At 38.4% G+C, this 26,848-nt stretch carries 23 protein-coding genes; 4 read left to right on the forward strand and 19 right to left on the reverse strand.

Going from position 1 to position 26,848, the window contains the following annotated elements; all coding sequences use genetic code 11:
* Positions 1–9: 9 nt before the first annotated feature.
* From fimD to fimA (OSH00_RS15000), 12 genes are all read right to left on the reverse strand, one after another.
* Complete coding sequence (gene fimD / locus OSH00_RS14945; RefSeq protein ID WP_266131097.1) at positions 10–2,631, reverse strand: outer membrane usher protein FimD; 2,622 nt, start codon at positions 2,629–2,631, stop codon at positions 10–12.
* 3 nt (positions 2,632–2,634) lie between these two features.
* The gene (locus tag OSH00_RS14950) at positions 2,635–3,333 is read right to left on the reverse strand and encodes a fimbria/pilus periplasmic chaperone (RefSeq protein WP_266131098.1); all 699 of its coding nucleotides are present in this window, start codon (positions 3,331–3,333) and stop codon (positions 2,635–2,637) included.
* Positions 3,334–3,356: 23 nt separating this feature from the next.
* Complete coding sequence (locus OSH00_RS14955; RefSeq protein WP_266131099.1) at positions 3,357–3,833, reverse strand: hypothetical protein; 477 nt, start codon at positions 3,831–3,833, stop codon at positions 3,357–3,359.
* Positions 3,834–3,880: 47 nt separating this feature from the next.
* Entirely contained in the window at positions 3,881–4,429 is a 549-nt protein-coding gene (gene fimA / locus OSH00_RS14960; RefSeq protein WP_266131100.1) for a type 1 fimbrial major subunit FimA, read from the reverse strand.
* 534 nt (positions 4,430–4,963) lie between these two features.
* On the reverse strand, positions 4,964–5,164 hold the full coding sequence (locus tag OSH00_RS14965; RefSeq protein WP_266131101.1) for a hypothetical protein: 201 nt from the start codon (positions 5,162–5,164) through the stop codon (positions 4,964–4,966).
* 1,161 nt (positions 5,165–6,325) lie between these two features.
* Positions 6,326–7,360 carry a helix-turn-helix domain-containing protein gene (locus OSH00_RS14970; protein WP_266131102.1) on the reverse strand — a complete coding sequence of 345 codons (1,035 nt, stop codon included), beginning with the start codon at positions 7,358–7,360 and terminating at the stop codon, positions 6,326–6,328.
* A gap of 268 nt (positions 7,361–7,628) precedes the next feature.
* On the reverse strand, positions 7,629–8,189 hold the full coding sequence (locus tag OSH00_RS14975) for a fimbrial protein (RefSeq protein WP_266131103.1): 561 nt from the start codon (positions 8,187–8,189) through the stop codon (positions 7,629–7,631).
* Between the two features lie 12 nt (positions 8,190–8,201).
* On the reverse strand, positions 8,202–9,242 hold the full coding sequence (locus OSH00_RS14980; protein WP_266131104.1) for a fimbrial protein: 1,041 nt from the start codon (positions 9,240–9,242) through the stop codon (positions 8,202–8,204).
* Positions 9,243–9,342: 100 nt separating this feature from the next.
* Positions 9,343–11,961: a fimbria/pilus outer membrane usher protein gene (locus tag OSH00_RS14985; RefSeq protein ID WP_420909531.1), complete on the reverse strand. Its 2,619-nt coding sequence runs from the start codon at positions 11,959–11,961 to the stop codon at positions 9,343–9,345.
* 6 nt (positions 11,962–11,967) lie between these two features.
* A complete protein-coding gene (locus tag OSH00_RS14990) occupies positions 11,968–12,669 on the reverse strand; it encodes a fimbria/pilus periplasmic chaperone (RefSeq protein ID WP_266131106.1) in 702 nt (233 codons plus the stop codon).
* Between the two features lie 19 nt (positions 12,670–12,688).
* Complete coding sequence (locus OSH00_RS14995; RefSeq protein ID WP_266131107.1) at positions 12,689–13,168, reverse strand: hypothetical protein; 480 nt, start codon at positions 13,166–13,168, stop codon at positions 12,689–12,691.
* A 50-nt stretch (positions 13,169–13,218) separates the two neighbouring features.
* Positions 13,219–13,770: a type 1 fimbrial major subunit FimA gene (fimA, locus tag OSH00_RS15000; RefSeq protein ID WP_266131108.1), complete on the reverse strand. Its 552-nt coding sequence runs from the start codon at positions 13,768–13,770 to the stop codon at positions 13,219–13,221.
* Between the two features lie 652 nt (positions 13,771–14,422).
* Between fimA (OSH00_RS15000) and OSH00_RS15005 the strand changes: the two genes are divergently transcribed.
* The 3 genes from OSH00_RS15005 to zigA are packed head-to-tail and all read left to right on the forward strand — an operon-like array spanning position 14,423 to position 16,803.
* Positions 14,423–15,160: a D-Ala-D-Ala carboxypeptidase family metallohydrolase gene (locus tag OSH00_RS15005; RefSeq protein WP_266131109.1), complete on the forward strand. Its 738-nt coding sequence runs from the start codon at positions 14,423–14,425 to the stop codon at positions 15,158–15,160.
* Between the two features lie 3 nt (positions 15,161–15,163).
* Positions 15,164–15,568, forward strand: coding sequence for a Fur family transcriptional regulator (locus OSH00_RS15010; RefSeq protein WP_266131110.1), 405 nt, complete (start codon positions 15,164–15,166; stop codon positions 15,566–15,568).
* 8 nt (positions 15,569–15,576) lie between these two features.
* Positions 15,577–16,803 carry a zinc metallochaperone GTPase ZigA gene (zigA, locus tag OSH00_RS15015; RefSeq protein ID WP_266131111.1) on the forward strand — a complete coding sequence of 409 codons (1,227 nt, stop codon included), beginning with the start codon at positions 15,577–15,579 and terminating at the stop codon, positions 16,801–16,803.
* Between the two features lie 107 nt (positions 16,804–16,910).
* Here the strand turns inward: zigA and OSH00_RS15020 are convergent, their stop codons facing one another.
* Positions 16,911–19,148, reverse strand: coding sequence for a TonB-dependent siderophore receptor (locus tag OSH00_RS15020; protein WP_266131112.1), 2,238 nt, complete (start codon positions 19,146–19,148; stop codon positions 16,911–16,913).
* A gap of 331 nt (positions 19,149–19,479) precedes the next feature.
* Between OSH00_RS15020 and OSH00_RS15025 the strand changes: the two genes are divergently transcribed.
* Positions 19,480–20,721, forward strand: coding sequence for an NADH:flavin oxidoreductase/NADH oxidase family protein (locus OSH00_RS15025; protein ID WP_266131113.1), 1,242 nt, complete (start codon positions 19,480–19,482; stop codon positions 20,719–20,721).
* Positions 20,722–20,953: 232 nt separating this feature from the next.
* Here the strand turns inward: OSH00_RS15025 and OSH00_RS15030 are convergent, their stop codons facing one another.
* From OSH00_RS15030 to OSH00_RS15055, 6 genes are all read right to left on the reverse strand, one after another.
* On the reverse strand, positions 20,954–21,367 hold the full coding sequence (locus OSH00_RS15030) for a MerR family transcriptional regulator (RefSeq protein WP_266131114.1): 414 nt from the start codon (positions 21,365–21,367) through the stop codon (positions 20,954–20,956).
* Between the two features lie 352 nt (positions 21,368–21,719).
* Positions 21,720–22,601 (reverse strand): SphA family protein, encoded by an 882-nt coding sequence (locus OSH00_RS15035; protein ID WP_266131115.1) that lies wholly within the window; start codon positions 22,599–22,601, stop codon positions 21,720–21,722.
* A 94-nt stretch (positions 22,602–22,695) separates the two neighbouring features.
* Positions 22,696–23,616, reverse strand: coding sequence for a catechol 1,2-dioxygenase (gene catA / locus OSH00_RS15040; protein ID WP_266131116.1), 921 nt, complete (start codon positions 23,614–23,616; stop codon positions 22,696–22,698).
* Between the two features lie 106 nt (positions 23,617–23,722).
* Positions 23,723–24,784, reverse strand: a complete 1,062-nt coding sequence (locus OSH00_RS15045; RefSeq protein ID WP_266131117.1) for an NADH:ubiquinone reductase (Na(+)-transporting) subunit F — start codon at positions 24,782–24,784, stop codon at positions 23,723–23,725.
* Positions 24,785–24,795: 11 nt separating this feature from the next.
* Positions 24,796–25,158: a phenol hydroxylase subunit P4 gene (locus OSH00_RS15050; protein ID WP_266131118.1), complete on the reverse strand. Its 363-nt coding sequence runs from the start codon at positions 25,156–25,158 to the stop codon at positions 24,796–24,798.
* A gap of 95 nt (positions 25,159–25,253) precedes the next feature.
* On the reverse strand, positions 25,254–26,780 hold the full coding sequence (locus tag OSH00_RS15055) for an aromatic/alkene/methane monooxygenase hydroxylase/oxygenase subunit alpha (protein WP_266131119.1): 1,527 nt from the start codon (positions 26,778–26,780) through the stop codon (positions 25,254–25,256).
* Between the last annotated feature and the right edge of the window lie 68 nt (positions 26,781–26,848).

A 26,848-nucleotide genomic window follows, 5' to 3' on the forward strand; every position in this document is an offset into this window, starting at 1 on the left:
CCTCAATCTTTAGTGACAGTCTAGTTCAAACTGTAAAACAGCCTGATTCAGATCCATGCTTGAAATATCATAGTTTGCAGCACAGTTTTGGCGTTCTTCCACGCCCCAGTTGACTTTTAATGTTCCTTTCACCGGTAAACCTGTCATGTAGGCTGCACCATCTTCGGCAACCACACCATACGCAGAAGTTTCAGCCTCTGTGACACTACTGGCATATGCCACAGGCTTGCCTTGATATTTCAGGGTGACCAAAGCCCTTAAACCTAAACTTGGTTTAAAGGTGGCACGGGTGATTGCGCCCTTGATTGGAACCACATTGTCAACGTTATTGCTAATCTCTAAATTATTACTAAAACTGTTGGTATCCAATGCAACACGATTCATCCTGTATTCGGTGGCATAAGGCACAATTGCATAACCACGCCAGTCCGTTTTAACGCCAGTATAATTTTCTAAACGGACACCTGCAGCACCCGGTGCTTTTACTAAAATGGCTGTATCGCCTATAGGCTGTCCAAAAGTCACACCATCTTGATGCGCTAATACACCCCCAGAGGCGTTATAGGAGAAGCGATCTGAATTTGCATCATAACTGTAACCGCCACCAATGTTGCCATAAGTTCCACGGTAATTGACATTGAGTGAAGAGGTATTGCCTTGCCCAGAAGCATGACCTTGGTTCATACTAAAACTCAGGTTACGGTCTTTTAATAAGGTTCCACTTAAACCCGCCAAGTAGGTATCACTACCATTTGTGTTTTGGTTGGTGGAGAAGTTCCCATAAAGATTGCCAATCGCAGGATCTTCAAATTTGGCTTTACGAATTGCACGATCCAATGGGAACGATACATTGGCCATGAACATATTATTCGTTTCATTGACCTGTGCCATTTTATTTCGGCTCATGGAAAATGAATAATTCACACCTTTCCAGTTGTTGGCATAACCTGCCTGTAACCACTCATTTTTATCATTGGTGCCCCAATAGGTTTGCTGATTCCCTGACGCATAGATCGAACCATATTGACCAAATGAATGGGAGAGGTTGACTTCAAAACGGCCTTTTTTAGGATGGCTTAAATTATAGTAGTCGGTAATCACGGGCACGATCCCCTGATTGCCATCATGGGTTTCCGAATAGTTATAGCCAGACATTTGACTATACGCCACATCGTTTAAGGTATAGAAGCCTTTGGTTGAATACCGGTAACCCAATAACTGGAACGTGGTTCCTGTTTTTAACAATGATTTTGAATAGAGAAAACGAACCGACTGACCACTATGTTTGGAACCATCCACCAAGGTACTGTTGGCATGGGACACATCGAATGAAACGGCACCATAGTTGCCCAAGTTACTGCCGACACCCACCACACCTCCGGTATAATCATCGGCAATCTGGGCGCCTGCATAAACAGAAATGCCTTTTTTTAGACCGTGACTGATGGTGGCCTGAAACACATTCGGATTGTCTTGCGATTGACGTCCACTGCGGAATTCACCCGCCATCACGCTATATTTGGTTCGACCTTCCCGCTGTAAAATCGGCAAGCTTGAGTAAGGCACAGTATAGCTTTGTACAGTCCCATCATTTTCTTCAATCGAAACCTGTAAGTCACCACTAATCGAGGTGGGATTTAAGTCTGCAATGACAAATGGACCAGGCGCGACATTGCTTTGTTGAATGATAAAACCATTTTGTTTAATCACAACACGGGCATTGGTTTTTGCCACACCTCGAACCGTGGGCGCATAGCCTTGCTGACTATCAGGATACATTTCATTTGCCGTTGACAAATGGGCACCACGAAAACCAAAGCTGTCAAAAATTTCATTGCTGGTAAAACCATCACCAATCAATAGATTACTTTTAATGGGGATCAGGGTTTTTTGTACATAGGTTCTTAAACTATTCCATTCATTGCTGGAATTCCCCAAACTTGAAGTTTGGTTCCAACTTCCTGAATGTCTTAATTGCCATGAACCAATATTCAGTCCAGTATCTATTCCCAGAAAAAGCCCATTACTGTCTGTTTTTGAACTGTTATAACCCGATAAACTGTAGTTTAAAAATAAGCCGTTAATGCCTTCTTCCCATTGGTCAGGGGGAATATAGCCGCGAATCTGATTTTTAAGCGCAGCCTGTGGCAAACTAACGATTAATTTTTGTTTATCAAAGATAAACGTGGTATCCGCACCTTCAATAATTGAAGTGAAATCAACACACCGTTGATCTTTGACTTCATTGAATTTTTCATATGCGGCAGTATTAATTCCAAAGCTTTCTAAGGTTTTCATGTCAAAACATGGAAACAATTTGCTTTTATTCTCAGTATCCGTTTTTTCAATAAAATTGACATCTCGTGTAAACATGGCTTGATCATTGGCCACCACTTCCACACGGTATATACCTGGCATTTGGTAACTTGAATCTTCAAATTTTGATAAATCAGAAATTTGTGAATTTGATAAATCATCTTTTAAAAATGCAGGGTTAAAAACTTGTTTCGCAAATGCATCTTCCGATACTGTCACGGACGCAGACATTGCCACCAATACGCAAAGTGGCAATGTTTTCAGCCTTTGACCAAATCTCAAAGGATCTGGTGACACCATCTGTAATGAATACATAATTTAGTCCAGATTTAAATCGACCTTAGCTGTTAACCCACCAAAATCGTTGACTGTTTGATAGCTAATTTTTTTACCTGCAACATTGGTAATTTTTGTTTGAGTCAATGGTGCAGCCATTGCGTTTGCAACACGAACCCCATCCACATAGACATTGACAAATGACACATGATATGGCGATGGATTATTGACCTGAATGCTGTCACCCAATTTTGAAAAGGTGATTTTTTCTAAAGCAGTTTCAGGCTTCATGGTGAGATTTTTAGGGCGGATAAAGAGCTTAATTCTCGACAATACCGCCAATTGCAGAATGTTTTTATCAATCAAGGCATCCTTGTCAATTGATGGAATCGCCTTAACATTAATCCAGTAAACACTCTCACGATCCTGAGGCAATTGACCTGCAAGATTGACAATTCTGAGTGTATTTTCAGTGCCAGGTTCAGCCACAAATAAAGGCGGTGTAATCAAAACATCTTTGGTTTTCTTTTCATCTGCTGTTTCTACCCATGAATTGATGAGAAAACGATCTTTTTTACTGTGATTAATCACAGGTAAAGAAATCTGCTTTGCTTTTATAGGATAAATAACACGGGTCGCACCAAGAGAAACTCCACCCACAGCATTTTCTGCATAGGCACCTGATGCACTGCAGGATAAAAGTACAGGAAGGCCAACTTTTTTGATTATGCTTAGGTTCATATTCATCTCTAAAACACTAAAAATTATGGATAAACAACGGAAAGTAATACTTTTTCAGGAAGCTGTTCAGTAGGATTGTTCATTTGCACAACACCCATCTTTTTTTCTGTATCACCAGTGACAACAGCGTTATAGTGGTAATAAATACGCCCACGCTCTAATTTTGTAATCTCTTGTTTATCAATTAGATTTTCTGCAAGCTCAATCTGTTGGTTTGCATCTTTCAATAGTCTTTGTGATTGTTGTTCAATATCAGAAAACTTCAAACTCAAGCCGGTATAGACCCAAGGTGAACACTCGGTAAATGCCAGCATCACATCATGATGATTTTTTTTAATCAAAAACGGTGAAGTTGTTGATGGGTCATCTATACCAATCGCGCAAGCTGGATTGACCAGTGCACCGTTAAAATGGGCCCGACCACCAAATACATAACTCGCAGCATGGCTATTCAAGGAATATCCAGCAAGAACAGCAACTAAAACCATGTATTTTTTCATGAATATCAAGCCCATTTAAACAAACCTAAGTGAATTAGATTCGAGGATTATTCATATTTAACAACGAAAGTCGCGTCAGCATTTGCTTGACCTGGAGTAGATGTACCCGTTGCTACATAACGTGCACTAAAGTTCAACGCATTGTCGCCTGCAATTAGATCTTTAGGTGTAGAGAACGTTGCACCATCAACAGCAAGAATTTTTGAAGTGTCGTCAGAGATTTCGATACCCACATTGCTTGCAGCAGTTTGGTTTGAACCACCTGCAGAAACAGCAAGAAGATTTGCATTGGCAGAATCAGCTTGACCGTAGAAAGCAACTGCAGCAGTTGCAGAAACAGTAGGATCGCAATCCACTAATTTAATTTGGAATGGCACTGGCGTTGTTTTATCACCAGAAGCTGCAAGACTTGCAGTACGGTATTGGCCTAGATTTACAGTTTGATCAGCAGAATCTGTATGAACAGCACAAGCAGCATTTACAAGCTCACCAACGAAATGAACAGTACCACCGTTTACTGTTACAGGAGCAGCAAAAGCAGAAGCGGAAAGAGTGAGTGCAGATACAGTTGCAAGACTTAATAGACTTAATTTCATAGTAAAACCTATTTATTTTAAAAGAGGATGTTTTTCAGTTTTTTTGATCTACTGAGTTCATTGCGATGCACTCAGTAAATTACATTTGATTTCACTGTTTTCAAAATAATAGTGATGCAGTTAAACAAATGCAGGTTCATCCTAAAGTTTATTGTGTGAAATATCTTTGTATTTTTTAAATGATTTTTTGTATTTTACGAAAATTTAAAAATTTGATTGAAATAAATTAATTGTTATAAATCAGTGACTTATTTTTTTGTTGAATTTGAGAATATAAAATTTTTTTAAATATTTTCTGGCAATTTATAATTATTCCAATCAATATTTATGAGATATATTCAATTGTTAGTGATTGAAAAATATACAGATATTATGCGTTTGAATATTTGGAATTTACAAAGAACTTAACACGCACAGCACAATTCAATGATTTTTAGCACCGTTGGGGAAGGTGTAAATCATCTAAATTATTGAAAGAAATTTTTATATCGAGTTCTTTGCTCTATGAGGGTTTAATTTGTTATAAAATTCGTCTTATTCCACAGCTCTCTTTAATGTGGAATATAAATGTCTATAATTTTTACTTTTTGCATGTTGTAATGTTGTTTTGATTCTTTCATCACTCCAACCTAAATATTTGACATGGGTGAGAAAACTAGAGATCAAGACCAAGCTGGGATCTCCATTTCTTAAATAAGTACGTTTGAGTTTGCGTTTATCAGCCTGATGGGTCATTGTTTAAATCCTCAAAATTTTTTTTAATCTAATACAAATTAGATTTTAAAACTTTCCATCTAGCACACAGTTTCCTATCATTTGAGACAAAAATCATATTTTTATTATCCTTTGAATTAGGGAATTAATTATAAAAAGGAATGTTTTGAAAGAGACGTGATTGAATTTTTTTTATTGTTAGAAATCCTATTTTTCATGAGTACTTTGGCATTGATTGAAAAAGGAGCAGGAAATACTGACACATTTTTAAATACGAATAAATCATAAACGGTCTTTCTATCGAGAGACGACATGATGGGTGTGACCATATTAATGAAAGTCAACATAATTTCCCCCCCATACTTACATGAGTAAACAAATCACTTCTTTGTTTGTAAGGGAAAATTTATCAAGGTCTCTGAAAGTTGACACATGATCTACATAAAGTAATTCAAACTTAAAATGTAAAATGCGGCATTGGGAATCTGATTTTCATACAAGAAGTTCAATGCATTAGTCATACTTCATGATTGATAAAGCTGAATGCGGGTTTAAAAATCATTGCGAAGTTTACTGTCGTAGGAAGTCTATTCTTGAAAAATGTCGCGAAATACAAATAAATAATGCTTGATATGGAAATTTTTAATCATTGAAAAGTCATATAATATGACATATATCATTGTTTTAGTGATATGTTTGGTTAATTTGTAAGTTTCCTCTGATTTACAAAGATTTAGCCCTTCTTACTTTTAAGAGGGGTTTTTTATGTTGAAGGTCTTAATGTTTCTGAAGAAGTTTTATTGTAGGCATGATTTTGAGTATTTCTATTTATTTAAGCTTAAGAAATGTCACAAATGTGAAGTGATTAAAAAATTTCTAATAATTGATCAATTAAATTGGTATGAGACTGAACTTAGTAAGTATCGTTGCCTATCTCGTGATTTGATGTCATCTGACGAACGGGCGATGGTTGATAATAAGATGACTCAATTAAAAGAGTGGATCAATAATATAAGAACTAATTTTATAGAAAATAATAAATGAATTTTGTAGAATGAGTGATTGTTTAAATTTTTGACTTGAATTAATTATGCTGATTTCAAATGTGTAAATATTTATTTTTAATAAATGATTGTGTATATTAAAAATATAATGAGTTAATCTTTCTTTAAGTCTATCCTCTTAGCAGTATTTATTCATTTTATCACTGTTATACTGCTTTCTCCAATCTGAAGGTGTTAGACCTGTCCATGATTTAAAAGCACGATTAAAAGAGGTTTGGTCTTTATATGCGAGTAAAAATGCAATTTCTGTAATAGAGAGATTTTCATTTCTCAAATGCTTTTTTGCAAAATTCTTTCTGACATTGTTGAGAATAATTTTAAAAGTGATTCCTCTATTTTTTAAATCACGTTGTAACATTCTAGGTGTCGTATTTAATACTTTTGCAACAAAATTAATTTGAACATTATTATTTTCCATTGCTTGAATTGTACTTAAATTTACCAGTTCAATAAATGAGTCATATTTTGGCATTTTTTGAAGCAATATATTGGCATGTTCAGATAAGATTTCTAAGAGTGCTGGATCATAACATTTCAGTTTGGTCTCCAGTAAGGATTTAGGTAAGATAATTTTAGTTTTGTCAGCATTAAAATAAACTGGGCAATTGAACAATGCTGTATATTTGTCAATATTGACAGGTTCTGGGATTGCTAACTCCACGCGATGAAAAAAATTTTCTTCTGAATCAACCAATTGTTTTAAGTGATGATAAATGATTGAAACTTGCATTTCTTCAACAATAGAGGTTTCTTCCACATATAAACCTGCCTGTAAATAAGCGGGTTTATCCCAAGAAATTGAAAATAAATTTTCTCCAAAATGTATTTTCTTTGGGTTGTAGTTAAACCACAGCTTTTCATATTTGGAAAGTGTGTCTATATAATCTGATAATGTATTGCAGGATTGGGCTATATATGCCACGATACCAATATGATTCGGTTGAACCAGCGCTCCAATTTCCAAGCCTAAACCTTCTATGGGATGTTGATCATTTATTCTTTGAATTTTTTTGAGCCACTCTCCAAATGTAATATGATCATTGAGGGTATATACTGAATGCTGAGACGAGGAAAGCCCTTTTATTTTACAAAAATCATCTAATAATAAGGTTAGGCTACTACGAACACTTTTAATTTTCAAAAAAGACTTCATAATTTCTCCATGGTGCTATTGACTTAAAATAAAGTAAGGTTTAATGTTACAAAAAATATATAAACCCTCCTTTATTTAGGCATGTATTTAATTAACTGCTTTAATGAGTAAAAGCAGGTCTATTGGCAAAATCGAAAGATCTGCCATAAAATGAAATAAGTTTGATAATCTAAAATGATTGATTATTTATAACTAATCATATTTGCCTCTTAAAATTTAGTGGGTGATTATTATAATGTGATTGTTTAATAATAAGATTGATATTTTCTCATTCGTATTCAATAGAAAATTGCATCTTTGAATTTGCGATACCTACTTCAACTTGTGATTTAGTCACAATATAATTTGCATAAAGTGTGGTAGAAAGTTTACCGTTTAAGTCGGATTTTAAGCCCGTCGTTTTTGTTCCAATCGGTATTCTCTTTTTATTTTGATCACTGATTTCGATTGCAATATTTTTTGCTGGATTTTTTCCATTTACTATTATGTTGTCTAGGGCTAGTAACTCATTATTGTTTGGATCCTTAGCTCCAGTAATAGTGATATTTACTGTTCCATTGGGTGGACAGCTATTTAATGAAAAGGGAATAGCGACAGTCAGGCTACGATCTCCAAGTGAAGATAGGTTCTTAGTGCTATGTTTGCCTAAATCTATGACTTTTTGACTTTCTGAATCCATCACGCCACACGCCCAAGCCCGGACAGTCCCAGAAAGTTCAAAGTTGATTTCACTTAACGTGTCTTCTGTATGACCAAGTTGGCTTGTAATACTTAGAAGACTTGAAAGGAACAGAAGAGAGAGGATTTGATTGATTCTTACATTTATCATGGGGTTTCCTCATTAGTTAAAGTCAACACGCAAATAGCCCCGTGCTCGAAATTGCCCTAAAGCAGGAACTTTATTGGTAGTACTGACAGGCCATGCTTTGATGGTGAGATTGGCGGGATTCTGGTTGACAAAGGGAATAAAACTGCTGGCATTGTTGGGGGTTAGTACACGGTTATTCTGGTCGGCTATTTTAAAACCAATGTCTGGGTTATTGGATTGAATGATATCGCCATTGGATTGTTCAGCTTGAACACGTAGTGTGAGGAGGGCTTGCGCTGCAATATTGGTACAGGCAATACTCAAGTCACGTGTTTGTACATTGACATTTGTGGGTTTGTTGCCAATCCCAATGGAACCAAAACTATTTGCTGAAATATCACCAAAGTTGATATCCAGTTTTTGTCCTGCATTAATTTTACAGCTTTGTGGAACAATCACAGTGCCAGCCAGATAAACAGTCTGTGTTGCGCCACGTAATTTTGCTGTTCCTGCCTGATCACCTGTATAAATCCGTGCAATTGCCAACCGAAATGATGTAGCGCCAACAAATGGTTTTCGGATTTTAAGGGTGACGTTAAAAGGTGTGTCACCGTAATGAGAGGATACTTTTCCACAGGTATCATCTGCCCACCCAAGTACGACATTTTCCATCGGCAACCAGTACAGTCTTGAGCCATAACCATATTGCAATGCAGCCATAAGATAATCATTGACTGCAGCATAGTTTTTGCCATCTTCTGTTAAAATCACAGAATTAACATATTCGCCTGTGGTATAAATCGTTTTTGATTCACTTGTCAAAGTCGTTCCTGAATCACATTTTGTTGTGAAACCTTTACCATTAATATTCGTTTTAGCAGTCGTAGGGAAATTCGCACCTGTAACATTTTGAGACGAGTTCAAGGTAATAGACCCAAATGTTGCTTCCAGATTTGACTCAGCTTCTTCTCGCCACCAACCTGCATGCGTATTTGATAGGCCAAAAAAATTCAATAAGATCACCAAGGGAATGGCGCTATGGGGGCGAGTAGCATTTTTCAACCAATGCTGCATGTGTTGACTCCTTGATGAATCGTATTGATCACAGTAGACTCAAAAAACTGTAAAAAAGTGGTGAAGTCGAAAAATAAGAATATTGATGGCATGACGAAACCTACTTACATTCCAAATCAAAACGCAGAACATTTTGTGTTAAATCCATGGCTGAGATGTCATACTCAACTGAACATTTATCTTGTGCATTCGAACCCCAAGACGTTTCAATGACGCCTTTCACGGGTAAGCCCGTCATATAGGCTTGACCTTCATCAGCCACCAGTCCTCTAGAGGAACTGTTCGTTTCAATGACACTGCTGGCATAAGGTACAGGTTGTCCATTATGGCTAATATTGACTAAAGCGCGGATCCCGACACTAGATTTAAATGAAGCACGCGCAATCGCACCTTTGATAGGAACGACTTGTTCGACATTGTTGTTAATTTCCAGATTATTGCCAAAAGTGTTGCTGTCTAAAGCAACACGGTTCATTCGGTATTCTGTTGCATAAGGCACAATGGCATACCCGCGCCAATCCGTTTTAACACCTGTGTAATTTTCAAGCTGTACACCTTTTGCACCCGGTGCCTTGACCAATATTGAGGTTGTACCCAAAGGTTGACCGAAAGTAATACCATCAGCATGGGCTAAGATTCCACCTGAAGCGTTATAGCTGAATTGATTGGAATCTTTTTCATAATTATAGGCTGCACCGACTCGACCATAACTGCCATTGTAAGTAACACTGAGGGAACCAATATCACCTTGTTGATGATTTTCTCCGTAATTGATGCTGTAACTTAAATTGCGGTCCTTCAATAATGTTCCGCTCATGCCTGCCATGTAGGCGTCTTCACCATTTGAATTTTGGGTGCTTGAAAAAGTGGCATAACTATTACCAAGCGGATTTTCTTTGAATTTTGCTTTAGGTAATACTTTGTCTAATGGAAATGACATGTTCATGGCATAGATGGTGTCATTTTGCTGGCTTTCAGAATAATTGTTGTGACTGACAGACAGCGAATAGCTCATGTTTTTCCAGGAATTGGAATAGCCTGCCTGAATCCACTCATTCTTTTTAGCCGTATTCCAATAGGTCTGCTGATTTGCTGAAACAAACAAAGAGCCGTAATTTCCAAAAGAGTGAGAAATATTGGCTTCAAATTTCCCTTTTTTTGTATTGTTTAAATCGTAATAATCAGCAATGTGCGGAAGCGTTCCTACAGATGGACTTTGGGTATTTTCACTATGATCATCATTGATACTTTTGTTTAATACATCATTTAAGGTATAAAATCCTTTGGTTGAGTAACGATATCCTAAGAGTTGGAAAGTCGTTCCAGACCCTAACAATGACTTTGAATAGAGAAAGCGTAGAGATTGTCCTTTCGAACTGGTTTGATCTGCAAACTCGCTATTGGCATGGGTAATGTCAAAAGACAAGGCACCAAAATCACCCAGGTTTGCGCCCATGCCAAATAAGAAGCTTTTATAATTTTTTGATAATTGCGTTCCACCATAGACAGAAATGCCTTTTTTAAGTCCTTGGATCGCAGTGACCTGAGCAATCAGTGGATTATCCTGTGTAGCTAATCCAGTTCGATATTCACCCACGGCAATACTGTATTTGGTACGTCCTTCACGCTGTAAAATCGGTAAACTTGAATAGGGAACTTTAAAGGTTTGTACAGATCCATCATTTTCTTCAATATTAACGATAAGATCGCCATTGATCGACGAAGGATTTAAGTCCTGAATTAAAAATGGTCCTGGTGCCACATTCACCTGATGAATCGTATAACCATTTTGTTGAATGGTCACTTTTGCATTGGTTTTTGCTACCCCACGGATCGAAGGTGCATAGCCGAGTTGGCTGTCGGGATACATACTATCTGAAGTCGATAAATGTATACCCCGATAACCGAAGCTATCGAAAATTTCACTATTGGTCGAACTGTCACCTAGGATCAACTGGCTTTTGATCGGAACTACGATGGTTTGTAGATAAGTATCTAGATCATTCCATTGTTCATAGGTCTTACCTTTATAATTGTTATAGCTCCAACTGCCTGAGTGTCTAAACTGCCATGCGCCAATATTAAATCCATTGTCGAGTCTTAAAAAAGCACTGTTTGAGTCAGTTCTATTATTTTTACTACCAGACAGGGCATAGTTGATAAATAAGCCATTAATTCCCTCATCCCATTGTTCTGGTGGAATATAACCACGCACCTGATTGCTTAAAGATGCTTGGGGAAGACTAATAAATAATTTTTGCTTATCGAATTGAAACTGACTATTGGCTCCTTCAATGATCGAAGTAAAATCAATACATTGTGGGTTGACACTCGCGGATAGGTCAAATTTTTCACTATCTATGCCAAAACCTTGTAAGGTTTTTGTGTCTAAACATGGAAATAAACCAGTTTTATCTTGAGTTTCTGGCTTCTCGATAAAATTAATATCTCGGGTAAAGACATACTGGTCATTGACATAAACATCCACCCGATAAATGCCAGGTAATTGGTGTGTCGACTGTTCGAATCGAGATAAATCAGAAAGTTGTGAATTTGTTAGATCATCTGTCAAAAATTCAGTATTAAAAATCTGTTCTGCATGACTCGTTTTCACCATCGCGATAGAAATAAACATGGTGATTGCCACTCCCATCGGGGAGCGCCTCATCATTTTTCCTATATAAAAAGCATGGGATGGCTTTGAAAATTGAGAATACATAATGATTTACTTCAAGGTTAAATTCACTGTAGGTGTTAAACCGCCAAAGTCATTCACAGTCTGATAACTGAGGTCATTTCCACTGGAGTTGGAAATTTTTGTTTTCGAAAAAGGTACAGCCATCACATTGGCAAGTTTTTCCTTGTCCAGATAAACATTTACAAATGAAACATGATAGGGAGAGGGATTATCGACAGTAATGCTTTCACCTGACTTGGAAAATTTAAGTTTTTCCAAAGCACTTTCTGGTGTAGTTGTTAAACCAGAAGGTCGAACAAAAAGCTTTATTCTTGATAAAATAGCAAGTTGCAAAATATTCTTGTCTGTTAATGCTGATTTATCTATAGATGGAATGGCTTTGACATTGATCCAAAATACAGACTCACGATCTTGAGGTAAGTTTGGTGCAACATTGATGATTCTCAGTGTATTCTCTGCGCCTGCTTCAGCGACAAACAAGGGGGGCGTAATCAGAAAGTCTTTGGTCTTTTCTTCAGATTTATTTTCAATCCATGCATTAATCAAAAAGCGATCTTTGCTGTTACTGTTAATAATCGGCAAGGAAACTTGTTTTGCATCGACAGGATAAATGACACGAGTCGCTCCGAGTGAAATTCCTCCAGAGTTACTGGTATCTGCAAAGCTTGTTGAGACAAGGCTGCCTAAGGTTATGGCTAGCAAACCTTGTTTTAATATGTTCAAGTTCATATAAACCCTTAGTGTTTATTTATGGGTAAAAAATAGACAGTAAAAAAAGTGGAGATTGATTTGAGGTATTTTTTAAAGATTGATTTAAAAAAACACGCACACTTTTTTTTGAGGTATTGTCATAATCTTCTGGTAAGTCAATATGACGAATAAACTTGTGATTTGAATAACGGGAATCACGACCCGATATATTCACCTGTTGATCAAAATTATTTTTTGCAGATTGAACGGTATAAAAAATCTCTTTATCTGGTTTATTGAGTTCTGATAAACCCACCACGATGTTGCTGTAATAATCTACTGAACAACCTAAAAAATGAAATTGGATAGGTGATTGGAGAGCTTTAATAGATATAGACGCTGGGTTGTCAATTAAAACCGAGCAACTTTGATTTATTAAAGCTCCTTTAAAATGAGCTTCCCCACCATATACATAACTTTCAGCATAAATAGGTGTAGAAAAAAATATTCCTGCCATGAGTGATATATATTTTTTCATGAGTAAAGCTCAACTGCCGGGTTACTGAATCATTGTTTTAAAAATAACAATTATTCATACTTCACAGTAAAGGTTGCACTGGCATTCGCATCACCTGCCGTTGCAATACCCGTTGCTACATAATAAGCATTGAATTGCAGTGCATTTTCACCATCAAGAAGTGCTTGTGGTGTAGAGAATGCTGCGCCAGTAATGCCTAGAGCTTTTGCGGTGTGATCCGTAATTTGAAGACCGACATTTTTTGCAACTGTGCCATTGGCACTTGAAGCAGATAGGCCAAGTAAGTTTGTACCACCTTCAGCCGCAGTACCTTGGAATGCAATTGCAGCAGTTTTTTGAACTGTAGGATCACAGTCCGAAAGTTTAATGCTAAATGGTACAGGTGCAGTTTTGTCTCCTGCTTTCGCTAAACGAGCTGTACGATATTGACCTAATGATACTGTTTGATTAGATGATGCTGTACTCACCGCGCATGCTGCATTAACTAATTCACCCGTAAAGTTGACTGTGCCACCCTTTACCGTTACAGGATCTGCTGCAAAAGCAGATACAGAAATACCGAATGCAGACACAGCTGCAATACTTAATGACTTAAATTTCATAGTAAACCCTATTTATTTAAAAAATTCGCTTTTCAAGATTTTTAATTTATTGACTTCAGTTTGAGAGGGAGTTCAATAAACCATGTTTATTCGCAGTGTTTTATAAAACAGTGATAGATGTAATAAACACAGATAAATAATGATATTTGTTGCATGCGAAAACTTTGTATTTTGAACAACATTTATTTGTATTTCGCGACTTTTATTTATTTTTGTGATAATTATATATTTTAAATATTATATTGTGAATTTAATCACATATTTTTAAATTAGTAAATTAATGGAATTTATTTATTATATATTACATTTTTTATTGGAAATGTATGCATAAAAATAATAGATCATAAAATTAAGTAGTTTTATTTTTTAATATCACTTAAGTTTTATTTGAAAAGCTTATATTTTTTTAAAAATGATTATGCCGATATTCATCAAACTATAAAATCTTTGTGCCCCGGTTGGATTTTATTCAAAAATTATCTCGCTTTTTCTGCATACATATCAGATGTATCGTTTTTAAAAATTCAGAGTGAGTCTGAATCAGCCAACTTAGAGCTTAAGAAAAAGTGTTGTTAATGCGATTGTTATGTTATAACATAACAATTAGGGTGGGCGGTTATCACTCAATTTGCAAATGTCAACAGAGTCTAAAATGAAACGACTGCACTTAATCGGTTGGATGAGTTGTATAACTGCATGCAGTCAGAATGCAGTCAATATTCAACAAAAGCTGGATACCACAAATCAGTCTTTATCAGATGTTTCCAAGGTGAAGTATCAAGTAGACAGACGCTCAGAAAAAGTAGTCCCTGAATCTTTTATAAACTGGGAAAGTCATGTCATAAACCATCAAGCAATTGAACGTTATAAAAATCTTTTAAAACTACAAGGTATTCATGCTGATATTCCTGATTTTGAGTTTTTTCAAACCGCTAGAGATTGGCAAAGATGCAATGCAACTGAATTTGAAGTCCCCCCACAAGAGTTGTGGCGCAATATCGTTCCTACACTCAAGATTCTCGATCAGCTTATAGCGCAACGCATTTTGCATGATTTTACGGTGACTTCAGTCTATCGAAATTTAAATCTTAACCAATGTGCCAATGGTGCAAGCGCTTCAAAACATATTTTTAATGCGGCTTTAGACTTTCGAATCGGTTCTGAAACGCCAGATGAAAAAGAATTGGTTCTTATTCAAAGCACAAAAGTCCAAATTTGTCAGTTTTGGCGTGACTATGGTCAACAACTCAATATGGGCTTAGGGGTTTATCCATCAGGACAAATCCATATTGATAGTGCTGGTTATCGTACTTGGGGAGCAAATCATCGTTATGACTCATCTCCTTGTATGGATAATTTTTTAAACAATGGTAATAAGTTAGATCAATAAAAAATGAAGCAAGCTCAGGCACAACAGAAACTCTTACAAATATTACAAGCAGAAAATAAAGCAATGAGTGCTTATCAACTCTTGGAAAAAGCAAAGCCTCATGGTTTTCAGGCCCCTATGCAGATTTATAGAGCACTTAAACAGTTATGTGAGCAAAAGCAGATCTTGAAATTGAATACATTAAATCTGTATATCGCGAGCATCGTAAATTTTGATGGACCTTATCAAATCTTAACGGTCTGTACCCATTGTCAACACGTGCAAAGTATTGCCATACCCAAATTTGACAGATGTATTAGACGATCTTTGAGTACCAAAAAATTTAATCCTAAATGTGAATATTTAGAAGTCCTAGGCCAGTGTTTTTCATGTGTATCGAAACATGAGCACCCAACAATTTTAAAGTGAGAACGCCAATGAATCATATATTAGCCACTCCCCAAAAGCTTCCTGTAACCGTTTTGTCAGGTTTCTTAGGCGCTGGAAAAACAACCTTGCTGAATCACATCTTAAACAATCGTGAAGGTCGTAAGATTGCAGTGATTGTCAATGATATGTCAGAGGTCAATATCGATGCCGCTTTAGTACGAGAAGGCGGTGCTGAACTGTCTAGAACTGATGAAAAGCTGGTTGAAATGAGCAATGGTTGCATTTGTTGTACCCTCAGAGAAGATTTATTGGTTGAAGTCCGACGTTTGGCTGAAGAGCAGCGGTTTGATCAATTAGTGATTGAGTCTACAGGCATTTCCGAACCTTTACCTGTTGCAGAAACCTTCACTTTTGAAGATGAAAATGGCATTTCATTGAATGAATTTGCTCGACTCGATACCATGGTAACAGTGGTTGATGCCTATAACTTTCTAAAAGACTATAGCTCTCTCGATAGTTTACAAGCGAGAGGTGAGTCATTAGGGGAACAAGATAATCGTAATGTGGTTGATTTATTGATTGATCAAATTGAGTTTTGTGATGTGATTGTATTGAACAAAATTGATTTAGTTCAGCCACAAGAGCAGGACAAGCTTTTTAAAATTCTACAATCCTTAAATCCCCGAGCAAAAATTGAAGTTTCTGAATTTGGTCAAGTGAATTTGGATCGAATATTGAATACTCACTTATTTGATTTTTATGAAGCGGCGCAAGCACCAGGTTGGCTCAAAGAATTAAGAGGTGAACATACACCTGAAACCGAAGCGTATGGTATCCAAAGTTTTGTTTATCGTGCCAGACGCCCCTTTCATCCACAACGGTTCTTTGATTTTATTCAAACTGAATGGAAAGGTGTGATCCGTTCTAAAGGCTATTTTTGGTTGGCATCAAATCCAGAGTTGGCAGGATCTTGGTCTCAAGCAGGTGCGTTGGCAAGACATGGTGTTGCTGGATATTGGTGGGCAGCAGTGTCTGATGAACATTGGCCGGAAGATCAACAGAGTCTCGATGTCATTCAGGGGAACTGGGATGAACAAACAGGTGATGCCCGCCAAGAAATTGTTTTAATCGGGCTCGATATGGATCAATCAGCATTAATGGACCAATTGGATGCATGTTTGTTGAATGATACAGAGATGGCATTGGGTGCAGAAAAATGGCAAGCTTTTGATAATCCATTTAGTGGTTGGGCTGATTCTATGGTGACCCATTAATCCATTCTGTTCAGTTCAGTTAAAGTCGATCTGCGAATATGGCTAAAAATGAGTGCTTTCAATCAAGCACTCATTTATTTTTTGATTAACTAAAAACTTGGATTAAATTAAAATTTAGCTCTTAATGTAAGGGTAACATTACGTGGCTCGCCCCAATAAACACCGTTATAAAAACCGACATTTAAGTAGTATTTCTCATCAAATAAATTGTTGATATTTAGACTTGCTGTCAACTCATCACTGAGTTTATAACTGGCAAAAGCATTCGCCAAGAAATAAGCTTTTTGACTGACAACACCACCGTTATAGGCATTCACGGGCGCTCCTCCCCATTTTTGTGAAATTTCACTTTGCCAGTTGACCCCACCCCCTATGGTTAGTTTTTCTGAACCTGTCCAAAGGTTTTCTGGCAGGGTATAACTGCTAAATAATTTCACTTGATTTTGAGGAATATTGCTTAAGGCATTGGCATTGGCAGAACTTACACTATTGACATAGGTATAGCCAAAACTTAGATTCCAGTTTTCCTGTAATTTACCAATCGCTTCTAATTCAAAACCATTAACTTTAAGCCCCTTGCCAGTCGACATATAGGCCGTATCCATCTCATCGACTTTAGCAATAGTGCCATTTTTTACACCTTCACGGTATTCAACATCTTCTACGGCAAGGTCTTTGACATCTGACCAAAATAACGCTGCACTGGTGAGTAGTTTACCGTCTAACAGATCCGCTTTTATACCCAGCTCACTGGTACTGCCCATTTCTGGATCTAAATAGTCACCAAAGCGATCTCGTCGTGTAGATGGATTGAATACTTTGGTATAGCTGGTATAAGCAGTATAAGTATCATTGATGTCATACAAAATCCCTGCATAGGGGATGAGTTGGTCAAAATTACGTGGCTTTGTAGGAGAAACAGCAGCGTTAGGGTCCCATTTATCGACTTTGTAATCATAGGAACTGTAACGTGCTCCTAAAATTAATTTAAGTGGGTCAGCCAGATTTAAACGTAAAGTTGAATATACTCCGTAAAGTTCTGTGGTGTTGGTACTACCTGCACCATTTTTTTCGTATGTCGGTTTGGGGATATTTCCTGTCCACTCTCGATAATCTGGTATAGCAGCAGGATATGCTATTTTGCTGTTAACACTTAACGACGTATTTTCACTTTTGAATCCACTATAACCAATGATTAAATCATGTTGGCGGTTTAACAATTGAAATGGACCAGTTGCATAAAAATCAATATTGAGTTTTTTACTTTCAGCATAAGGGCTCACACTGGTCCATAAGCTTAAGCCCTTACCCGTGCTGGGGTCTGGAAAACCACTTCCACCATAAGCAACCATCCAGCTGTTATCCGAGGTACTGTGGGCAATCGCTGCTTTTATTAGCCAGTCATTGGCAAGGGTATGTTCTATATCAGCAAAAACAGTTTTATCGCGATTGGCTATTGAGCTCCAGTCCGAAGACAGACTAAAGTTTCGCGAAAAATTTGCTTTACTTCCATCAGCATTGAAATAGGGTACTGTTCCCCAAGTTGAGCCTTTAGGGTCGTTGTCTTGATATTGGAATCCAACAGAGGCAGTCGTGTTTGCCGTTAAATCCGCACTGATGATCCCCATCGCGGCTGTTGACTTCAGTTTATAACGATCCATATAGGATTCTTTGTCAGTATAAGCTGCCATGAATCGGCTTCTTACACTACCATCTTGAGTCAATGGAATAGAGACATCCGCTTCAACACGAGTGTTGTCCCATGAGCCATAGGTAGAGCTGACATTACCCTTAAACTCTTTTTCAGGACGTTTACGGATCATATTGATGGTTGCAGAAGGACTTCCTGTAGAGCCTGTTAGACCTGATGCACCTTTGACCACTTCGATACGATCAAAGAAAAAGCTGTCAAAGCGAGGAGCATTGTCACCGACAGGCATACCATCAATTTGTCGGTTGCTGATTGCAAAACCACGAGAATAGTAGTTAGAACGTTCACTATCATTTTTTGTTGCTGTTACGCCTGGGGTTGCGGCAAGGACATCATCCAAAATAGTGAGACCGCGTTGTTCAATTTGTTCACGTGTGACTACGCTAACGGATTGCGGTGTTTCTTTTAACGATAATTTGAGTTTAGAGGATGAACGCGACGAGTTGGCTTTATAACTACCATTTCCTTCCGTTTTTTCATCTTGCGCATCTGCTTTGACGGTAATGGTTGGCAGAACAGATGGATCAGTATTGGAAGGTTGTTCTTGTGCAAAAGCAGTGTGGGAGATTGCACCACATATCAAGAATGACTTGATTGCAATATTTAATGCCGTTTGTCTAACTTGCTTGTCCATAATAATTAAATTTTGTAAATAAGAATTGTTATTATTATCAATAAAAATACAAAAAGCTACGCAATTGTCATTATTTCTTAATTTTTATTCGATTTTTAGACATATCAGTTACGGGAATAAGTATTTCAAGTTAATCATTTCATCAATTTTATGAGAGGTGGATGTAAATAGGTGGCAAAATCCATTTCGTAAAATTTATCCTTTTTAAGGAGTAAAAAAGTATCTAAAAACAGTCAATTAGCTAACAAAGGTTGAAGCAGTATTAAAAAAGGATTGACATTAAAGTTAACTTTAAACTTAAAGTAGATGTATACCTGATGAGGCGATAAAAATGAAAGTTTTCGAAAAATTGATATTTCCAAATGGTACAGAGATTGCCAACCGCATAGCGAAAGCTGCGATGGAAGAAAATATGGCAGATTTAAACCATGCACCTTCTGAAGCATTGATGCGTTTATATCAAGCATGGGCTGATGGTGGTGCAGGGCTGATTATTACGGGTAACGTCATGGTGGATCGTCGTGCCATGACTGGACCTGGTGGCGTGGTACTTGAAGATGAAAAGCATTTGGATATCTTCAAGCGTTGGGCACAGATAGGGCGTTCTCAAGGGGCTCAAGTCTGGTTGCAAATCAATCATCCCGGTCGGCAAATGCAGTCCAATCTTGGTCAGCAAACTTGGGCACCCTCTGCTGTTGGATTAGATTTGGGCAAGATGTCAGATCGTTTTAATCTACCGATTGAAATGACTCAAATGATGATTGATGAAGTGATTCAACGTTTTGCACATACGGCACAGTTAGGTGAAAAAGCAGGTTTTACGGGAGTAGAAATCCATGCGGCTCATGGCTATCTATTGAGCCAGTTTTTATCACCACTCAGCAATAAACGTCAAGATCAATGGGGTGGCTCACTAGAGAATCGTGCGCGTCTCTTAATTGAAATTGTTAAAGCGGTTAGAGCTGTGGTGTCTGATCAGTTTACGGTGGCGGTGAAACTTAATTCAGCCGATTTTCAGCGCGGAGGGTTTAGTGCTGAAGATGCTCAACGTGTAGTGAAAATGTTGAATGAATTAGCGGTTGACTTGGTTGAACTTTCAGGGGGGAGCTATGAAGCTCCAGCGATGCAGGGACAAGCACGGGATGGTCGAACTTTGGCGCGAGAAGCATATTTCTTGGAATTTGCACAAGAGATTCGCAAGATTGCAAAAATGCCAGTCATGGTTACAGGAGGCATCCGCCGTAAACAAGTTGCGGAACAGGTGATCGAAAGTGGTGTGGATATGGTTGGAATTGCTACCGCTCTAGCCATTGACCCAAACTTACCCAATGAATGGAAACAGGGGCAGAATATAGCACCAATGTTAAAACCGATGTCGTGGAAAAATAAAACACTTGCATCACTTGCCAATATGGCAACGGTTAAATTTCAACTACGTAAGCTTAGTTTGGGTAAAGCGCCAAATCCTCGAGTATCACCCTTATGGGCATTGATTTTACAGCAGGCAGCGATGGCGCATCGTACTCGCCAGTATAAGCACGCGATGGCAACTAGCTTGAAAGAGAGAGGCTGAAAGTGAACAAAATCATGATCTGAATGGGGTGATCTATGGTGCAAATGGTTATAGGGGGGAATGGGTGGTTTGTTCGTACCCTAAACTTGGGAAAATGGTCGATTTAGATGTAAATTTTAATGCTGCCGTAGTTTTCTGCAAATGTCTGGGTCAAGAAAAAACCAGATCAAATGATCTGGTTTGATATGAGTACGATCAAGCTTTTTTATGACTTAAAGATAAGTGGTATATTTCAAGGCTGTTCTTTCACATAGTACAGATTGAGTAAGCGTTGAGCATTTTCTTCACAGGTAATTTCATCAGGTTTGCTATTGATTGCATGAATCATGGTACGCAAGTTGAGTTTACTCAAGCTAAGCTTTTGTTCTAAGTCTTCAATATCCTTGATTTTATTTTCTAAAATAGTGATCAACATGTCATGATTCCATTGACCAACTTGGGATGGTAAGAAAGACTTGATTTCGTTCAATGAAAAACCAACTTGTTGTGCCTGTTGAATCAAAAAAAGCTGCTTAAGATCATCTTCGCTGTATTCTCTATAGCCATTTGACTTTCTTTTGGCTTTCGGAAGTAACTTGATTTGCTCATAGTAACGAATCGTCGGAGTACTCAGACCGCTTTGTTTAGAGAGTTGACTGATGTTCATTTTCAGTATTTCTTGTTAACACTAAAGTTTACTTTAGGCTTTTGCATCATCAAAAGCAAGATGAACAGTTCAGTTTGAATTTGATTGGGTGCATGGACGAAGCGTAATAGAATTTTTGAGCATAGAGTTAAATGGTCCAATTATTCATACCGTTTTTTTGATTTCAATCATTTATAGCTACTGAATTTTATGCTTTTTATACAAACTTTTAGAAGCTTTTGATCATTTATTTATTTTCCTGTATAAATTTTTTAGCAGATTGACTATTGTAAGAATCCTGTATTTTCAGTAGTGAAATGATAAAAATACAGGATCGGATAAAATCTCATGATCAAAAAAGACATGTGAGAAATTAGAATGCCCAAATAAACTTTAATAGTCCTGTATGACCTTCTGGGCGGTTTTCGACTTGAGTCTCTTTTAAATATTTAGCTTCGATTGACCAGTTTTTGTCTTGATATTGTACAGCAGGACCATAAGCCAGAACCTGTCCTCGCATACCAATATTATCGCCATGTTGTTGATCTGATTTGGTCTGCTTAAACGCGTATCCTTCAACAGCAACTTTGACATGATCTGAAAGCTTATAGCCTAAGCTGTAATCTCCTGCAAAATAATCTCCAGATCGATAATGCGTATCATTGTTTTCAGTATTAAAGCTATAGGAGATTTTCGCTGAAAGATCCAAACCATTCTCAGGCGCATAGCTATAGGCAAAAATTGGTCGAACTGTATGGTAATTTTTTCCTATGTTGGCAACCAAAGGTTGAGTTACAGATGCTTTATCATATTTTCCAGTGGCAAGTACTGTTTCAATCGCTCCAATCCAATGATGATCACCACGATGCCAACCGAGCATTGAACCAAGCATTAAATCGCCCAAGGCTGTGTTATGGTCTGACATACCTGCTGCTGAGAGACGTAAATCTACCATTGGCTGAATTGCATAAAATCCAAGTTGTCCACCCCAATAGCTTTGCTCCGTCATCCAGACCAATCGAGGAATAAAAGCATTGACATCTAAATGAAAATTGGGAGGACCTTGATCAAAATTTCCTGCATGATAATTTTGATAATAACTCAGTAAGTAAATCCCGGGTGGGGGTAAGGCACCTGCCATCATACCTTCCGCACCCAAGGCAAATGAGTCCGCACCATTTTCCGTAGCGCAGGCGAACTGAGTACTAAAACCGAGTATCAATGGAATTGAAAGTTTTAAGCTGAGTTTTTTCATAGAAAATCCTTTTCAATGATATTTTGATAACATCCATCCGTACCTATAGCATTGAATATAGGTACATTGTGTTGGATGGTGTGGTGTTGTTGAGCTAAGCTGCTGCTCGACGGCGATCGACTTCTGTTGAGGGGAGTTGTTGCATCTCTCTGACCAATTCAAAATGAAAGCTGATGTGCTTAAAAGGCTGGTCTAAATTATATTTTTTAAGCTCTTCAACAGCTGTGACTTCATTTGCCCTAGCAATTAAGCCCTCACGTGTTGCAAAGGCAAAGTCGTCCCAAAGATATTTGTCACCTTCAATATTGAACTGTGTGGTGAGTTTGCGGTAACCCGGTGCCGATACAAAATAGTGAACATGAGAAGGGCGATTTCCATGACGGCCCAGCAAATTGAGTAGTGCTTGCGTTGTCCCTTCAGGTGGACAGCCATATCCGACCGGCATGGTGGTTTGCGCAACATACTGACCATTGGCATCCGTTAAAATACTACGACGTAAATTGAAATCAGATTGAGATTTGTCAAAGAAAGAATAGTTGCCTAAGCTGTTGGCATGCCAAATTTCTACTTTGGCATTGGGAATTCTGTTTCCCGACGTATCTGTGATAAAGCCTTCGATGATCAATGTATCGACATGATCAGATTCAGAACCATCATCCATACGGGCAAAGCCGACAGATTCAGGAGCGCCTGCGACATATAGAGGACCTTCGATCGTTCTTGGCGTTCCACCTGTAATACCTGCTTTCGCATCTGCTTCATCGGCACGTAAATCCAAATAATGCTCTAGCCCCAGACCTGCTGCAAGAAGACCAAGTTCGTTGGCCTGTCCTGCATCAGTAAAGTACTCTAAACCCTTCCAAAGTTCAGTTTGGGAAATATCCAGGTCCTCAATGGCCTGGAATAAATCTCCGAGCAATCGAACGACAATTTGCTGAACACGTGGATTTACTTCACCTGTTGCAGTGTCTACATTCATTTGTTGAACTAATTTATCGATTTCCTGACGGTTCATCATCATCTTCCTTTGATTTATTTGGCTGTCGAGAGAGTAATCTAGAGGGGATTAAGATCACTCAACTGTATCTTTGATTAAGATTGAAAACATATAGCGGTTGGGACTAAATATGTTTGAAAAGTGCTGAACGTGACTGTTCCTTGGCACCATCGGCAGCACTCAGGAAACGTTCAGTATGGATATCTTTTTCAAACAAACGGCTTTGCATCAATGTTGAAATTGCTGCATCGATCATTGGAGGTGGGCCACATAAATAGGCTTTGTGCCCAGCACATTTGCTTTCGAAATAATTGGCTACAGCTTCATGCACAAAACCCGTAAAACCCGTCCATTGGTCTTCTGATTTGGGTGCGTTGAGCGCTGGAATATATCTGAAATTCGGATAGTCTCTGACAAGCTGTTCAAACTTTTCCCGGTTATATAATTCGGCCAGATCACGTGCGCCTTGGAAAAGGTAAATGATGCGTTGATCACCTTGTTCAAGCAGATCCATGATCATGGATTGAGGGCTGGACAGACCTGAACCACCTGCGATAAAGATGACATTTTGTGGATCAGACTTACGTACAAAGAACTGTCCATAGGGACCCGAAAGTGCGAGTTCATCGCCCAACTTTAATTGTTGATGAATATACTGTGTTCCTTGACCACCTTCGACCTTGCGAATATGCAATTCAATGATATTGGCTTCACTGGGGGAGTTCGCAATTGAAAATGCACGAGTGCCTTCCACATTGGGAATATGCAGATTGATATATTGACCTGCTTGAAACGCCATCTCACGATCAATTTCACAACGGATGCCCTTAATCGTTGGCGATAAATCTGTTATTTCAACCACTTTTGCTTGGTAGTCTTGAACCAAATAGCCGAGGAAATCCTCATCCTCATCCACATCTGCTTCGATGATCATGTCAGACTCAGGCTTACAGCAGCATGCTAAAACCTTATTTTCCTCTCGTTCAATATCCATCAGTGCAAATGGGGAAGCTTCGCCAATATCGTAGAAGCCGTCTGTCACTTGCACTTTACAGGTGCCACATGTGCCATGTCCACAGGCAAAGGGTAGCCAAACCCCCTGACGTAATGCCGCATCTAAAATGGTTTGATCTTGCTCTACTTCAATCGTGGTACCGATGGGTTCAATGGTAACTTGATAGCTCATTTGTGCTCTCCTTAAACATGTGCGCCTTTGTAACCCTGTAAATCAGGGGTCACAAAGCGCAGGAGTGATTTGTGATCAAAGCCCAAATCTTCTAAAGATTTAGAAAAATCCACGTTTAAACGTTGGCGGTTAAGGTGAAACTCAACTTTTGACCAATCAATATTGACAAAGTCAGGGTGTTGTTCGAAACCTGCTTGAATTTGTCCATCAATTAATTCCTGAAAGCTTTGTTTCGGTGAAACGACGAAGGTGTGCGCAGAACAAAATAACGTGTGATGATCCCAACCTATAAATAGCAGCATATTGTCACCATAGTTTTGCTGGAGATCCAAAGGTTCGAATTGATAATTTTCAACAATTGCTTTTACGGTCATGGCGTAGTTCCTCGAATTTTTTGTATAAATCCTTGAGAGGATGCGGTCTTTAATGACAACATCCGTTCCTTGTTGCTGTTGTTTTAAGTGATGGATTAAGCCGCGTTACCTTTCCATTTTTTCCAGCGTTTTTGGTCAGGGGAACCTTCTATGTCAAGATTGTCTGCACCCACATTGAAATTGTAGTAGTCCCTTAAAATGCTTTCTAAGTCAGGACCGCCGCAGTTCCCCTGTAAAATCTGATGAACAGGCAACCATGCCTGAATATATTTTTCAGGCTCTCTTTCAAAGATGTCATGACAGCCATCTGAACAGGTATGGTAGCGTTCATCTTTGTAAATCGACTCACGATAACTGAACATGGTTTGGTCGCCATCCATCTCGGTAAATGTCATTGGAATTTGGCAAACTTGGCAGAGTTGTGGTAAGCCTGCGCTATAGAAGCGTTTGCCTTCAGCCTCCATTTTGCGCGCCAGTTCCCAGCGCGGGCGATAGTATTGATCAAAAGTGTCAGGGTATTTTGCAGATAGCCAATCCATTTCTTCATCTGTTGGAATCCATGTATGGAAGCCTGCTGCATGACCAAAGTTATAGAAAATCCACCATGCTTGGTGTGATACATGCTCTTTTTCTTTGGTGATGACTTCACTGTATTTCGGCATACGAATACCGTAGCGACTAAGGTCTTTGAATAATGCACCACCTGCTTCTTCAAAGTAGGTTTCCCAAGCTTCCTTCCATGACATGACTTTATTTGGCAACATGTAATCCATCATCATGCCAACGATTGAAAGCAGGCGAGTACCACGCCAGAACCACTTGTCAATCCATTCTTGAACGATTGGCACATTGTCTTCATGTTGCTCAAGCAAGAATTTTACGATTTCCAAACCGAGTGTCATGTGACGTGCTTCATCTGATTGGGCACTGAAACCAAACGTGACCGTTGCCATATCACCGTTATAGGCAGCACCTGACATGAATGGTACAAATAACAGATTGGTGAGCACATATTCAAAGGCAAAACTGATCGCCAATAAAAACTCAAAGGGTCCAGCTGAACGGGCATCTTCAAAGAATGATTTCGGTACGGATAAATACCAAACACGATCATGCATATGTGCCCAATCTTGAAAACCGTCAAAGAACTTGTTGTAATGACTCATTGCATGAATCTGGGTTTGCACATGACGTAATTCATCGATGGATTGCATTTGCGAGGCAATACGCGCACCGATTCCACCGAATTGACGTCCAACATGGGCATAACCTTGATAGGCTTGATATTCCAATGGGGTGACTGCAGTTAAAAACAGTTTGATGGCGTTGACATAACGTTCATTGGAAACATTCATTTGTCCATTGTTCTGTGCAAATGCATCAAAAATGGCATACAGTTTCTTTTCTTTTTCAGCTTGGTATTTCCAATAGGCATCCATGGTCAAACGGAAAGGGTCTTCCCATTTAGACCAGTCAGTGATTTTGATGCCTTCGAATTCTTCATAAGGAAAGGCATCTTTTCGATCTGCATAGGAAAACTCCCAGTCCAGATCACGGGTCAATATTCGATAACGCTCTTTGGCATTGGGTTTTTTATTGCTGACTTTTGCTTGGCTATTCATTTTGATTATCCTTTCAATCACTTGAAGCTGCCTGCTTCTGATGTTTTAACTTGGATGTTGGGCGGCTG

The sequence above is a fragment of the Acinetobacter nematophilus genome (genome assembly GCF_026344175.1).
GTDB classification, from domain to species: Bacteria; Pseudomonadota; Gammaproteobacteria; order Pseudomonadales; family Moraxellaceae; genus Acinetobacter; species Acinetobacter nematophilus.